The sequence below is a fragment of the Serratia grimesii NBRC 13537 genome (assembly GCF_001590905.1).
GTDB classification, from domain to species: domain Bacteria; phylum Pseudomonadota; class Gammaproteobacteria; order Enterobacterales; family Enterobacteriaceae; genus Serratia; species Serratia grimesii.
The window spans coordinates 197,849-212,023 of record NZ_BCTT01000010.1; the positions used below are offsets into that span (position 1 = coordinate 197,849).

General features: G+C 50.9%; 9 protein-coding genes. 4 read left to right on the top strand and 5 right to left on the bottom strand.

Annotation, left to right across the window (positions count from 1 at the left end):
• Positions 1 to 36 precede the first annotated feature (36 nt).
• Together SGR01S_RS12730 and SGR01S_RS12735 are read right to left on the bottom strand one after the other, a co-directional pair.
• Complete coding sequence (locus SGR01S_RS12730) at positions 37 to 1,074, bottom strand: LacI family DNA-binding transcriptional regulator (RefSeq protein WP_061807613.1); 1,038 nt, start codon at positions 1,072 to 1,074, stop codon at positions 37 to 39.
• Between the two features lie 113 nt (positions 1,075 to 1,187).
• The gene (locus SGR01S_RS12735) at positions 1,188 to 1,604 is read right to left on the bottom strand and encodes a DUF2000 family protein (protein WP_037422338.1); all 417 of its coding nucleotides are present in this window, start codon (positions 1,602 to 1,604) and stop codon (positions 1,188 to 1,190) included.
• A 535-nt stretch (positions 1,605 to 2,139) separates the two neighbouring features.
• Here SGR01S_RS12735 and SGR01S_RS12740 point away from each other — a divergent pair.
• From SGR01S_RS12740 to SGR01S_RS12750, 3 genes are all read left to right on the top strand, one after another.
• A complete protein-coding gene (locus SGR01S_RS12740) occupies positions 2,140 to 9,312 on the top strand; it encodes a type I polyketide synthase (protein ID WP_255212231.1) in 7,173 nt (2,390 codons plus the stop codon).
• A gap of 120 nt (positions 9,313 to 9,432) precedes the next feature.
• Entirely contained in the window at positions 9,433 to 9,894 is a 462-nt protein-coding gene (locus tag SGR01S_RS12745; RefSeq protein WP_061807615.1) for a GyrI-like domain-containing protein, read from the top strand.
• Positions 9,895 to 10,414: 520 nt separating this feature from the next.
• A complete protein-coding gene (locus SGR01S_RS12750) occupies positions 10,415 to 11,536 on the top strand; it encodes an AI-2E family transporter (protein ID WP_061807616.1) in 1,122 nt (373 codons plus the stop codon).
• Positions 11,537 to 11,678: 142 nt separating this feature from the next.
• Here the strand turns inward: SGR01S_RS12750 and SGR01S_RS12755 are convergent, their stop codons facing one another.
• Positions 11,679 to 12,110: a GNAT family N-acetyltransferase gene (locus SGR01S_RS12755; RefSeq protein ID WP_061807617.1), complete on the bottom strand. Its 432-nt coding sequence runs from the start codon at positions 12,108 to 12,110 to the stop codon at positions 11,679 to 11,681.
• Between the two features lie 138 nt (positions 12,111 to 12,248).
• On the opposite strand from SGR01S_RS12755, the gene SGR01S_RS12760 reads away from it, so the two are divergent.
• Positions 12,249 to 12,539 (top strand): YdgH/BhsA/McbA family protein, encoded by a 291-nt coding sequence (locus SGR01S_RS12760; RefSeq protein WP_037420536.1) that lies wholly within the window; start codon positions 12,249 to 12,251, stop codon positions 12,537 to 12,539.
• A gap of 547 nt (positions 12,540 to 13,086) precedes the next feature.
• On the opposite strand, the gene SGR01S_RS12765 is transcribed toward SGR01S_RS12760, so the two are convergent.
• Together SGR01S_RS12765 and SGR01S_RS24655 are read right to left on the bottom strand one after the other, a co-directional pair.
• Positions 13,087 to 13,647 carry a zinc ribbon domain-containing protein gene (locus SGR01S_RS12765; RefSeq protein ID WP_051922584.1) on the bottom strand — a complete coding sequence of 187 codons (561 nt, stop codon included), beginning with the start codon at positions 13,645 to 13,647 and terminating at the stop codon, positions 13,087 to 13,089.
• Positions 13,648 to 13,686: 39 nt separating this feature from the next.
• Positions 13,687 to 13,959 carry a DUF2971 domain-containing protein gene (locus SGR01S_RS24655; RefSeq protein WP_082797623.1) on the bottom strand — a complete coding sequence of 91 codons (273 nt, stop codon included), beginning with the start codon at positions 13,957 to 13,959 and terminating at the stop codon, positions 13,687 to 13,689.
• Positions 13,960 to 14,175 lie beyond the last annotated feature (216 nt).

A 14,175-nucleotide genomic window follows, 5' to 3' on the forward strand; every position in this document is an offset into this window, starting at 1 on the left:
AAGCGGAGGACGGCCCCCGTACAGGGAGCCTGGCAGTCAGATATTTTCTTTAGTGATCAGATCAAAACGATTAATGACATGCATAAAACCGGACGACTCACTGGCTGCAGCCGCCACAAAAGTGGTGATAACTGACGCGGCGAATTCGGCAATGCGGTGCCTGAGCATCAAATCCAACGTGCCGTCAAACAATGCCATATCCCCTCCGTCCACCGGACCATGGCAAACCAACATCACCTCATGTTGTCTGCCACTCTCCCGCAACGCAGTGATAATGCCTTCCACGCCACCGCACGGTGCATAGAGGGCCACGAGATCAGGGTATTGTGCCAGTAAGGACTGGGTTACTTGCCTGGCACTTTCTGCCTGTTCATGGTTACGTACCGGCTCAAGTACCCGATGAGCGCTCAGATGTTCACGCAGGTAAGATCGAAAACTGATTTCGCAGGTTTCCTGGCACAAAAATCGGTTATCGCCGATGATCACACCAACATCTCCTTGTTGACGGCACAGCCGCTCCACTGCCCAAGCCGCAGTACGGCCAGCCTGCTGGTTATCCAACCCGATGTAACCGGTACGGCTATGCACGGACAGATCCGACAACAACGTGAACACCTTGACGCCCCGTCGGGTCGCCTCTTCAACCGCATAGCGAATCATCGGGTTATCCAACGCCAATACCCCGATCACATCCACACTCTGGCTTAAGTGTGTAATGGCGGCGGCAGTCTCACTGACTGCACTGATATCATGAAAAATAAACTGCGGGGGACATGCCGGCTCGTGAAATAATGCGGCTTGTTCCCGCAAATTTTCCGCCAGTTGTGCGTAAAATGAGTGCTCCTTTTGCAGCAGGATAAACCCCATTTTTATCCGGACAACCGGTTTCCCAGCCGCTTCGAATAGCCTGTGCGATTTCTCTAAGGCGAACCCCAATTTTTGCGCTGCCGCAATGACCTTACGTTCCGTTTCCGGTCGCACCGTTGCACGCTGATTTATCACCCGGTCAACCGTAGCAATGCCGACATGCGCCTCTCTGGCGATGGCGGCCAGGGTCGTTTTCTTGCCTGCCATACTCATCTCCTATCATATTTTGATAAAAGCTATCATGCAAAATGCGCCTGAAGAAACCCGGCGGCAGCGTTTGTGTGAATGGGCACGTTAATGAGGTATGGCGGAGGCAAGGTTTACCGATAAACGGAGAATTTTTTCGTTAGCGGCTTAAGTTGTTCTGTGTCCCCATACAGCGCCACAGCAACGAACTCCAGTTTTTCATAGTCTGTATTCGCAGTATCAGCGATCTGCTGCTCTGCGGAATGTGACAACATGGTGGTGGTGAAGAAGTTCGCCAGCACCGCCTCTTCCTTACATTTAAGGATCAAATTGCTGAGCTGGCTGCTGTTTTTCGCCTGCAGGATCACGATCGGGTAATGACTCATATTGGCGCTTACGCCTTCAATAGCGCTAGGGTAATGATGGAATTCACGCTGCTCGATCAAATCGGTAATGCCTGCCGTCAAATGGCAGGACGCGTTGAACAAGGTTGCAGGTTCGTGGTTGCGGTTTAGGATGATATAGAACTTCTTCTCATTGTCGCTGTACATGTGTCTCTCCTTGGATACTGCTGTCAGTGTGACTCAGACGGGCTGTAATCTTCAATGATATTGATCAGCGCTGCCGTAAAAATGACATACCGTATCAATATCGCAGTGCCTCACCATCGAACCAGACAAAAAAGGAAATAAAGCCGTTTTGAAATTATAGAAATAAAGATAATAACCAATTCTAAACATTAAAATTAAAACCAACACAGCTATACCAATAATAAATATGGATATTACCTGATAATTATTCATATTTCTTCGCAGAAAATAAATATAAATCTTTTTAGATATACCCGAAAAAAATAATATCATATGAATTCAATAAAAATAAAAAACCAAATAAAACATGCCGATATAAAAAGATCGCTAAAAACAATAAAATATAAATGTAAAAAAAAATTAACTATCTATAATAGTTTGCTGGTATCTCACTACAGAGTAAATTAATGAATAAACCCTAGTTAAATAGTCAACTAACAAACCAATTACATTCAAAAAAATCCTATATTTTTATAATGGAGGTCACCTTATGTCTATGAAAAGAGAACCTATTGCTATTATTGGGATTGGCTGCAAAACCCCTGGAAATGCGAATAATCACAAAGAGTTATGGAATATGTTACTGAAAGGCACCGACGGAATTACTGACGTCCCGCCTGATCGCTGGAATAAAGACAAATTCTACGATCCAGATACAAATAAAGCCGGAAAAACCAAGACCGCACGCGGTGGCTTTATCAACGGAATTGATAAATTTGATAATGAATTTTTTAATATTTTCCCCAAAGAAGCAGAAAACATTGACCCGCAACAACGGTTATTATTGCAGGCCACGTTCGAAGCCTTAGAGGATGCTGGCGATCGTCTTGAAGATTTCCTTGGTTCCAGAACTGCCGTCTATGTTGGATCGTTCGCCAATGATTATCAGGATATTTTAGCTGATCCAAATAACCGTTATCGTATCAGCCCGCAATCAACAATGGGCACCTCGCTGACCTCGTTGGCAAACCGTATTTCCTATTTGTACGATTTAAAAGGTCCCAGCATTTCATTGGATACCGCCTGCTCCGCTTCTTTGGTGGCCATTCATCTGGCCTGCCAAAGCATTTGGCACCGCGAAGCGGATCGCGCCGTCGCCGGTGGCGTAAATATTAATATCAACCCCGCACAAACCATCATGCTATCTAAAGGTAATTTCCTGAGCGCTGACGGGCTTTGCAAGAGCTTCGACGAAAGCGGTAACGGCTACGTGCGCGGCGAAGGCGTGGGCATGGTCTATTTAAAACCGCTGTCGAAAGCGCTGGCGGATAACAACAAAATCTACGCGTTAATTCGTGGCAGCGCATGTAACTCCGACGGCTATACCCCGGCAGGTTTCACTGTTCCCAACCCCGATTCCCAAACCGCCATGCTGCAGGCAGCTTATCAGGGCGCTGGCATCGATCCCGGGCGCGTACAATACATCGAAGCGCACGGCACCGGCACCTCTGTCGGCGATCCTTTGGAAACGCGCGCCTTCGCCAACCTGTTTAGTCAACGGCCTGCGACGCAACCGCTGCTCATCGGTTCAATAAAGAGCAATATCGGCCACCTAGAAGGCGCCGCCGGCGTTGCCGGGTTTATCAAACTAGCGCTCTGCCTTCACCATAAACAGATCCCCGCTAACCTTCATTTCAACCGACCGAATCCCAAAATTGACTTTGAAAATTGGCGGCTGAAAGTAGTTGAGCACAACCAACCCTGGCCGGCCCCAGCTGATGGAACTCCTCGCGTCGGTGGCGTCAACTCCTTCGGCGCTGGCGGCACCAACGCCCACGTGGTGATGGAAGAATATGTGCCGGATAGTGAGATCATTGTTGGACAGGACCTGGCCGAAGACATTGAGCCGGAGGTCAACTTGTTCACCTGCAGCGCGCAAACGCAGGAAGCCCTGAAAGCCCAACTGAACGCCTATCAGAGCTATCTGTCTGCCGGAAAAATCAATCTAAACGACCTCTGTTTCAATGCCGGCCAGCATCGATCTTCACTGCGCCATCGCCTGGCCATCGCCGCCCGTTCTCCTGAGGAATTGTCCAGCAAAATTAGTGCATTCCTGAGCGATGAGCCACTGGAAGGTACGGTGTCCGGACAACCACAGGAGAAAAAACCACGGTTGGCCTTCGTGTTTACCGGCCAAGGGCCTCAGTGGTACGCCATGGGTCGCCAGTTGATAGATACCGAACCGGTCTTCCGCCACGTGATCGCTACAGTCGACAAGCTGTTCGTCAATATCGCCGGCTGGTCGCTGCTGGAGGAAATGAGCCGCGGCAAGGCAGAATCGCGTGTCAGCGATACGCGCATCGCCCAACCGGCCATCATGGCGTTGCAGATCGCCCTGGTTGAACTGTGGAAACACAACGGTATCGAACCGGCAGGTGTGATCGGCCACTCGATCGGCGAAGTGGCCGCCGCCTACACCGCAGGTGCCCTGACGTTGGAACAGGCGGTGCAAGTGATCTTCCATCGCAGCCGCGGCCAGCATGCCGCCGCTGGCAAAGGTGCAATGCTGGCGGTCGGCGTCGATCTGGTTGCCGCCGAAAAGCTGATCGCCAAGGTGGCCGACCGCGTTTCGGTAGCGGCGATCAACGGACCGGAGAGCATCACACTCTCCGGCGATCGGGCCCCGCTGGAGGAGATTGCCCGTCAGTTGGAACAACAGGACATCTTCCACCGCTTCCTGAAGGTGGACGTGCCTTTCCACTCGCATCATATGGCACCACTCAAAGAAGAATTGATCGGTTCGCTTAACGACCTGCAGCCCAGCGCAGCACAGATCGCCCTCTATTCCACGGTCAGTGGCAAGCGGGAAGACGGCCTTCACCTGGTCAGCGATTATTGGTACCAAAACGTGCGCGATCCGGTGTATTTCGCCCCTGCGCTGCAGCGCATGATCGAAGACGGTTTCGACACCTTCATCGAAATCGGCCCTCATCCGGCCCTGAGCGGTGGCGCTGAGGAACTGTTCGCCAACCTCAATGCTGACGCACGCATCTACCCCTCGATCCGTCGCCAGGAAGACGAAGCGCTGCGGTTGAAGCAAACGCTGGGCGCGTTGTACGTCGCCGGACAGCCTATGAACTGGGCTAAGGTCTGCCCCGGGGCTAAACGGTTGCATGACTTGCCGCGTTACGCCTGGCAACAAAAACGTTTTTGGAACGAGAGCCTCGCGCACCAACATCATCGCCTCCAATTAAGTTTGCACCCTAATATCACGCAGCATCAGGCTTCAGGCGTCACCCCGGACAGACACGTGTTCAAGGTGTTTCTCGACAGCCAGGCCGAGCCTTACCTCAGCGAACACCGCATGGACGACATGATCCTCTTCCCTGGTTCCGGTCATCTGGAGATCGCCATGGCGGCGGCGAAAAAAGCGTTTGGTGAATCTTTCCGTTATCTGATGGACATCAGCTTCGAGCGTGGGTTGTTCTTACCCGATGAAGGAGAACCATTAGCCATTAATCTGGAGCTTGACCCGGCAGAAGGCCGCTACTGGCTGGTCAGCCGCGATCCCGGCAAGCCGGATGCAGAATGGGTGAAACACTCTAGCGGGCGTATGAACTGTTTGGACGCCCTGCCCACTCCCCCGACGATCTCTCTGGCCGATGTGCAGCGCGAAGTGTGTGACCGAATGCCAGTCCAGCCCATGTACAACAGCCTGAAACGCGGCGGCCTGAGCTACGGGGAAAAATTCAAGAATATCCAGAATTTCTGGAATGCGCCTGGCAAGTTACTGGCAAAAATCGTCATTCCGGACAGCCTCAAACACGATCTGGATCGCTATTTTGCCCATCCAGCCATTATGGATACCATTATCCATACCATTTACGCCACTCGCCGACTGGAAGCCGACGAAGAGTTGGGCGTGTATCTGCCGGTTCATATCGACCGTTACAGTCTGTTCCGAGAGCCAGATGGCGATATTTTATGGAACTACCTCTGCATCGAGCAGGCCGATGAAGAATATCTGCAAAGTAATGTGACAGTATTTGACGATGCGGGCCATGTCGTCGCTCAGATTATGGGTCTGCGATTTAAATACATTACCGGCTCGCGCAGTAACGAAGAAGACGTGGCTTACAGCGGCAGTTACCAATACCTCTGGCAGCCGGCAAACGACATTAATATCGAGCCGCAGTCCGGCGCGGACGTTTTGCTGATCGCCGATGCGCCACACCCACACTCTGCGATCGTCGCCGAATTGCAACGGCTAGGCGCTAATGTCATCACACTCGGGGAGCATCCAGAGTTTGACTGGCCGGTCGATCTGCAAGAGCGACAGGCGGTGCTCAATGCCCTAGGCGAAGTCAAAACTCGCTATCCTGCGCTCGATCGTATCGTCAACCTGCTGCCAATGTCACAAACAGGGGAAGACAACCTGGCGCCGCGCATCGAGACCATGTTGTGGAAAAGCGTCAATATCAACCACGCCATCATCGAGAATGAGCTACAGCCAATACTGTGGACCGTCAACTGCGGCTCCGACTTGGTCACACAGGAAGATCGGCGGCTTAATCTGGTGCAGGCACCGATGTATGGCGTAAGCCGCACCATGAATAACGAGTACCCTCTCGCTATCTGCAAAGTGGTGGATTTAAGCGAAGCCAATGCAGATGAACTGCGGCTGCTCGCTCAATTGATCACCTCTACCGACAGCGCGGGCAAAGAAACCGAGCTGGCCATTCGCGGCGAGCACCTCTTCGTCCATCGGTTAGAGCCAGTGGATCCCGTTCAAGCCCAGGCGCAAGCCGCAAGGACGCTGCCTGGCAGCGGCGGTCATTATCAAGCCGTGCTGGCTAAACCTGGGGTAATCAGTTCGGTTGAGCTGCGACAGTTTACGCCGCAGGCACCAAAACACGACGAGGTTGAAATCGCCGTTAAAGCCGCGGCGCTGCTCGACAGGACCTCGGAATCGCACACTCTCAGCCACGAATGCAGCGGCGTCGTTACCCGCGTAGGATCCGGCGTCCGACGTTTCAAAACCGGTGATAAGGTGATCGCTATTGCCGACAATGCTTTGTCCGGCACGCTGAACGTAAGCGAACACTGCGTGATCCACAAACCGGTAGCGCTGTCATTTGAACAGGCCGCGCGGACGCCACTGGCATGCCTGACCGCCTGGCATGCGCTGATTGGCCTTGCACGCATCAAGCCGGGCGAGCGCGTGCTGATCCATAACGCGCACACCCCGGTCGGGATAGCCGCCGTTCATCTGGCCCAACAGACCCGGGCCGAGATTTACGCCAGCGCCGACACCGAAGCCAGACGCGAAAGATTGCGTGCACTGGGTGTTAATCAGGTTTACGACAGCAGCCGCCTTGATTTCCGCGAACAAATCATGGCCGATAGCCAGGGCGAAGGGATTGATATCGTTCTGAACCAATTACGCGGTAAAGGAGTGGTACAGAGCATAAAATGCCTGCGTGCCTTCGGTCGCTTCATTGAGCTGAATGCCCAATACAATAGTGCCGACAACACGTTGAACGTTAGACGACAGGCGATCAACCTGAGCTACTTCGCCGTAGACATTCTGGCTCTGCTTAGTCAACGACCGCAAGAGGCCGCCGAGCTGTTCACGCAGGCCGTCAGTTTACTCAATGGCAATCTCCCCATGCCGCTGCCAGATTGCTCGGTGGTTTCGATCGCAGACCTTAGCACTGCGCTGAATGACGATGATAAGACGGCTACCCGAGTGGTTATCCTGGAAGGGCAAGAGGTTAATGCGCTGCCTGCATTGCATCTGCAGTTAGCGCCGGAGAAGATTTACCTGATCACCGGCGGCGCCAGCGGATTGGGGATCGTGTTGGCCAAATGGCTAGTCGCCCACGGTGCGCGAAAACTGGCGCTTGCCAGCCGCAGCGGCCCGAAAAACGAGGAGGATCGGCGTGCCATTCAGCAACTTCGGCAGCAAGATGTCGAGATCCTGCTGCCGGAAGTTGACCTGTCCTGCGCCAAGGCAGTGAACAAAATGCTCGAACAGGTGAAAACCCTTGCCCCATTAGGTGGTGTGATCCACGGCGCAGCGGTCATGCAAAATGCGTTGATCGGCAATCTTCAACGCGAAGAATTGATGCCAGCATTCGCCGCCAAAGCGCTCGGCAGCTGGCATTTGCATCAAGCCTTGCACCACGAGGCGCTGGAGTTCTTCCTCTCGCTGTCTTCCATCGCCTCGGTGTTTGGTTTTGGCGGCCAAACCTGTTACTCCGCGGCCAACAACTTCGTCGACAAGCTGACACTGTATCGTCAAATGCAGGGGCTGCCGGCCCAGGCCATCAATATTGGCGTACTCGGCCACTTCGCCGGGCTGACCAAAAACGCCGATTCGTTGTTGAACCTGCTGGAGAAACAAGGTTGGCTGCCGATGAGCCAAAAACAGATAACGGCCAAAATAGAGCGCATATTGCTGGATGGCAACGTGGTGAGAATGGCGGCCAATATCGATTGGCTGCGTTTCCGTGAACACTTCGATCATTTACGCAATGACCTACGTTTCGCCCATTTGTTGTCCAATGAGGCACTGCAGATCAAAGGCCAGGGCGGTGGCAACGAGAGCCTACGCGAGCAGGTGCAAGCGCTAGCGGAGGCCGACGCAGTGCAGGCGCTAAAGGCGCATCTTATCGAAGCCTTGGCCCGTATTTTGGGTACCACGGGGGATAAGATCTCCGCAGAAAAATCGCTTTCCTCTATGGGTCTGGACTCGCTGATGCTCAATCAGCTGCGCCATTGGATCCAGCAAAAGCTGGAGATTAACTACCCGCTGATGCGCATGGTGAAAGGCCCAAGCCTGCTGGAGCTGGCGGAACAGTTGCAGCAAGAATTGGCCAATGGGGAATCACCACAACAACAATCCGGCGATATTTCCGGCATAACCTCTGAGGAGGACATTGAAGTGGTGCACGATTACTTTGTGCGTCTCAAGCGGGCTAAGGGTGAACAACCGAAGAAACTTAAGCTGTTCATGATGCACCCTATGGGCGCGGGGGCCTCGATGTTCGCTCACTTCCTGTATAACGCCCCTGAGGATTGCGAAATTTACGCCATTCAATCCCCTGGCCGTGAAAACCGTCTGCAGGAGCCCAACCACACCCACCTGACGCCATTGCTGGAAGAGCTGGAACAGGCGTTCGATCGTTTGATGGAGGATGAAAAACGGCTCGGTTGGGACGGTGAAATCGCTTTCTATGGCCACAGTTACGGCGGCATTGTGATGTTCGAACTCTATCGTTCTCTGCGTGCCGCTGGCAAAAAACTGCCTGTACACTTCTTCTCTTCAGCCACTATGGCGCCACAGCTGACCGGTACGTGGAAAAACCGCGACGCACTGCGTGAAACGGGCAAGGCGTCTAACTCGGAACAAAAAATCCTTGGCCTGCTGAGTTACATCGACGATCTGGAGTTCGTCAAACAGATCATGCCGGGAATGCGACGTGATATGCCTTTATTGATGAGCTACGAATATCAGCATGCTGAACCCTTGTCTTGTCCGATCAGCGTCTTCTCGGCGATCGAAGACGAGGTCACCCTGGTCGAAGAAATGACCGCCTGGCAGGAGCAAACCACACAAGAGTTCCAGCAATTCCTGGTGCACGGCGACCACTGGTTCGTCAGCAGAAACAAAGAGTTTATAGGAGAGAAAATCGCGCTGGCGGTGGCGCAATGGTTAAGTAAGTAAGCGCTTCACCCGTGCCCGTCCGGCCTCGGTCGGACGGGGTTTCATCGCTGTGCGGCAAGCGCGTTACTGTGCCGCCCGGCAGGCAACATTGAACTTTTCACACTGAACAGGATTACCGTTATGAAACCGAGAAAAATACTCGTCTCCCGCAAACTGGTGTCGGGCCTGACCGTCAGAAGCAAAAACCAGGATGAATTCAATCCGGAAACAGCCAAGATCGCCGGCCTGTGGCAGGATTTTTTCGCCAAAAACCTGGCCGATAATGTCCCTCATAGGCTGCCGAATACGCCACTGGTGGGTGTTTATTCCAATTATGCTTCCGATGTTAATGACTACTACGACGCCACTGCAGGCGTGTTGGTCAATCAGCCTAACGCTGACTTCAGCAATGTGGTCCTGCATGGCGGTCAGTATTTGGTATTTGAAGCACGAGGGAAAATGCCAGAGGCCATCATTGAGGCATGGGATGGGGTCTGGAAATATTTCGAGCAGCGTGACGATATTGTCCGCAGCTATCTGTCTGACTTTGAACTCTTCACTGGCCCAGAAGAAGTGCAGATTCATGTTGGCATCATAGCCTGATGTTATCGAACCAGGGGAAGCGAAGGCTTCCCTTTTCAACCTACAATTACAATGGCGCGTATCTTTTATTAGAAGCGTTCATCATTTCCGGTAAAAAGTGCCCTATCTGGAAGGATAAGGCCAGTGATGATCCAGGCCGAATAAGGACAACGCCCCGCTCGCCGCCAGATATAACAATAATCCGGCAAAGGCGATCAATGCCATTGTCTCAAGAACCCTAAGACGCTTGTGCTCAGCCATCGGCAAACCCTCTGGTTATTCACGTGAAATGTGATCCACTTCAAACTTAGGTGACGCATTACACATCTTCAAGCACGCCTCACAAAATGAAACAATAAATTTTATTAATCATCTTTTTGCTGTCTGTCATATTGCCATGCATCCTGAGTACTGCCGCTTACCCCATAAGAAAGCAGGGATTTATGGGGCTAAAAATCCGCTACCGGTTAAACGTTGGTAATGATAGGGTTGTTTTCAACCAGCGCCCATAGCTGGCAAACTTATCATTTGAGGGACGAGTATGATGTCTAAAGGTATTTCAAAGGGATTCTTTATTCTGATCCTTTTTATTGTTACCGCTGCTTTTCTGGACGTATTGGGTCCCTACTACTCGTCAGTGCTGTGGGCTATCATTTTGGCGGTGATTTTCCACCCGGTGAAACAGAAGCTCAAACAATACCTGGGCGAACGAAATGGGCTGGTCTCACTTTTGACGGTCGCAGTAATCTGTTTGATCGTGTTTACCCCATTGGCGATCATCGCGTCTTCATTGGCCATTGAACTCAACGTTGTCTATACCAAATTGCAAGGTAACAACACGCAATTCCCGGTCATTCTGGCCGACACCCTGCGATTACTGCCTGGTTGGGCTCGTCATTTTCTGACCGAACATAACCTCGATAATGCAGCTGAAATCCAAAAGAAACTCTCAGAGGTGGCGTTGCAGGGCGGACAATACCTTGCTGGTAGCGTGTTCCTGATCGGCAAAGGCACGTTCAACTTCGCCGTTGGCTTTGGCGTCATGCTTTATCTGTTGTTCTTCCTGCTGAAAGATGGCCCTTATCTGGTTAACCTGTCACTCGAAGCATTACCACTGTCCGAACACGTTAAGCATCACCTGTTCGTGAAATTCGCTGCCGTTTCCCGCGCGACGGTGAAAGGCACAGTAGTAGTTGCAGTAGTGCAAGGGGCACTCGGTGGCCTGGCTTTTTACATCACCGGTATCGAAGGTAGCCTGTTATGGGCGGCATTGATGGCATTCCTGTCGATCATCCCTGCCGTGGGTTCCGCCATTATCTGGGTGCCTGCTGCCATCTACTTCTTCGCCACCGGCATGTTGTGGAAAGGCCTGTTCCTGGTGGGCTTCTTCGTGGTGATCATCGGCCTGGTTGATAACATTCTGCGCCCGTTACTGGTCGGCAAAGACACCAAGATGCCTGACTACCTGATCTTGATCTCTACTCTGGGTGGGATGGAAATCTACGGCATCAACGGCTTCGTCATCGGCCCATTGATCGCCGCCCTGTTCATCGCCTGCTGGAATATTCTTTCCGGCCGCGACAGCGCAGAAACCACTGATGAAATCGATGAAGATTTTATCGAGGAAGGGAAAAATCACCCTGATGCCACTAAGGTGGATTGAAACGTCTGTACTCTTCATTCCGGGGCCAGTTCAGGCCCCGTTTTTTTATCCGCGTCTAGCCAAGTTACGCCTTATAAGCCCCCCACGGCTCAATAGGGATAACAACGCGTATCACTTAAGTTAAAGTGACCTCAATGGTCAGTTAATTCCTCGCACACTTGTTCGGATAGAAATAAATGACTTCCGGATCGCCCTCATCAAGATTTTCAATATGACCGCTTTCGATAAAGGCAGCCGCTAACAACAATCTTCTCATGGTTACATTCGAACGGTTGGTTGATGCGAAAAGCTTCGGCTCTGGGCAAAGTGATATCAGCGTGTGGAGCAACTTTAAACCCACTCCCTGTCGCCGAGAATCTTCAGCCACCATCAACATTTCGATAAAACCACAGCCAAAGAAGTGGGCATGCAACACACCATAGGCCATCACCTGACCTCCACTTTCCGCCAGATAACAAATTCCTGCCGCACACCATTCACTGATCTGGGCACAGCGATGCGGCTCATGGGATACGACAGTATCGAAAGCGGCCAGCACGGAAATGTCAGCTATCGTAGCAAGACGAACAATCATTTTTCTGCCCGCCCCCCGTGTTCTACAATGGCCCACATCAACCAACCCACAATCATGCTTGGATAGGTTTTACATCTCCGAATAAATCTGTAACCCTATATAAAGTTAATAAATACCCCAAGGATGGAATAAACCCAAATGAAGCTTTCTCGCAAAACGTCCGCCGTTTTATTGTTTACCTTGTTCCTGGCCAGCTGTCAGTCACGCCAGACGGTTTCCCCTCCACCTTATATCGGTACCCCGCAGGAAATCAGCACCTATGAGGTGAAGGGGCTAAGGTTCGTCACCACGGTAACTTTTACCGGCATGTTTGCGGAAGAACAGATCAGAGAATATGCGCAGAAACACCATTATCGTTATTACGTAATGACGCTGCGTAGCTTCGGCAAAGATAAAGTGGAGCGAATGAGTGCAATGATGTATCGGTGATTGGTTGTGCAAATACGTTGGTTCGAGGGCATCACAACTCACCTCAACCAGCCGTAAAACAGCAATATTAATTTCTGCTCTCCACGCTCGCCTGGTTGTTATTAGATTAAAAATCATACCGCATAACTATGTGCCGGGTATGGTTAAAAACTGGCAAATAGCGACATACTCACTCATCCTTTCCCTTAAGTCTAGGACGGTGGAGTATCCAGAAACTCATGAGTGAGCATATCGATGTGGTCAGGCTGGAAACTTCGGGGGTGTTGTTTACCAACCGCCACATCTTATGCGCCGCGCTGGCGGCCCTGCAGCGAAAGCAAGCGCAGATACCCGGCAATAATTTATGCTGTGTGTAGTCCTGGCGGCTGTTCGCTGGGTTGGTGTCAGCCGCACCAATGGGTGAACTCACTGCCATAGGGTGAACACGTCCAAACTTCTCACCAAGCCCCCCATAAAGGCGTATGATTTTTACTTCAGGAATTAATGTCGGCATAATATCTCCAATAAAAAAACCGCGCATAGCGCGGCTTTCTGGATGAATATATTTTTATTTATTGAGCCAGTATTTCAACCTTTTAACAAACTCGTCCTGAACGGCTTTAGGGAGTTTGTATTTAATGTAAGTGATATCTGATTGATGCTCACCAAAAATATAAGAACCACGATTTGACTTTGATATCGACTTGATTTTATTTGCTAGATCCATCACGCCACTATCATTTAACGATAGGCCATCATCATTTGAAAGCAATAAGTTATGGTCGAACCCATGAAATGAAAACTTGTTTTCTTCCTGTGCTTTCAACTGAACCGATACATCACTACCGCAATGCTTGCACTTAATTGCTTCGGTGTTTATTTTTTCGGCACAAAACGGGCATTTTACATATACTTCAGTTGCCTTAGACGACGATTTCCCAAAGATGATCATCAAAATTGCGCAAATGGAAATAACTGATGATATCAGCAAGTGATTCTGTTTAGATGCGATCAAACCGATGTTATTGACACGTTCACCATACCCAGTGAAAACATAGGTATCCATGTTAAAAGCTATCAATAACCAAACGACACCTATTGCCAGCAATAAAAACCCAAACTCTCTCATTTAAACCTATTCCTATAGAATAACAATCCCCCATCAATGTTAGCAGTTGGAGTTAAGATGTTCACCCGTTAAAACGCAAAACCGTGATTGTCCTTTCTGACCAGTACCCACCATAAGGAACACGCGTGCTGAGTTGGCTACTGAATCCCAGACGGCTAAGACAGCGGTATCAACTACCGGAGACTCTTCTGAGTAGACCACATCAAAAATCTGCGTTTCTGTGTCAGAGACCTCAATAAGTTTTGCCTCATCGAATTCTACACAGATGCCACTCATAGACGCAGAATAGTAAGCCCACATGAGCATGTTCATTGGATTACGCGTGAAACAGGCAACACGAACCTTACTTCGATATGAGCCATTACTAAAATCTGCCTAAAAAAGTCCTGAGGTGAACTCTTCGTAATGTTAATTTGCCAGTGTCATATCTACGTTGTCACCCAATCAAGCTTCAAAGATGCGCTGGAACCGCGGACTATCACTATCGAGAGAAGGAAACCCTCTTTCCACCTTGCAATCTAACTCATA

What these genes read in the sequence shown, in the direction of transcription:
- SGR01S_RS12750 (WP_061807616.1), top strand. Translation starts at nt 10,415, where the DNA reads ATGATGTCTAAAGGTATTTCAAAGGGATTCTTTATTCTGATCCTTTTT.
- SGR01S_RS12735 (WP_037422338.1), bottom strand. Translation starts at nt 1,604, where the DNA reads ATGTACAGCGACAATGAGAAGAAGTTCTATATCATCCTAAACCGCAAC.
- SGR01S_RS12760 (WP_037420536.1), top strand. Translation starts at nt 12,249, where the DNA reads ATGAAGCTTTCTCGCAAAACGTCCGCCGTTTTATTGTTTACCTTGTTC.
- SGR01S_RS12740 (WP_255212231.1), top strand. Translation starts at nt 2,140, where the DNA reads ATGAAAAGAGAACCTATTGCTATTATTGGGATTGGCTGCAAAACCCCT.
- SGR01S_RS12745 (WP_061807615.1), top strand. Translation starts at nt 9,433, where the DNA reads ATGAAACCGAGAAAAATACTCGTCTCCCGCAAACTGGTGTCGGGCCTG.
- SGR01S_RS12755 (WP_061807617.1), bottom strand. Translation starts at nt 12,110, where the DNA reads ATGATTGTTCGTCTTGCTACGATAGCTGACATTTCCGTGCTGGCCGCT.
- SGR01S_RS24655 (WP_082797623.1), bottom strand. Translation starts at nt 13,959, where the DNA reads ATGAACATGCTCATGTGGGCTTACTATTCTGCGTCTATGAGTGGCATC.
- SGR01S_RS12765 (WP_051922584.1), bottom strand. Translation starts at nt 13,647, where the DNA reads ATGAGAGAGTTTGGGTTTTTATTGCTGGCAATAGGTGTCGTTTGGTTA.
- SGR01S_RS12730 (WP_061807613.1), bottom strand. Translation starts at nt 1,074, where the DNA reads ATGGCAGGCAAGAAAACGACCCTGGCCGCCATCGCCAGAGAGGCGCAT.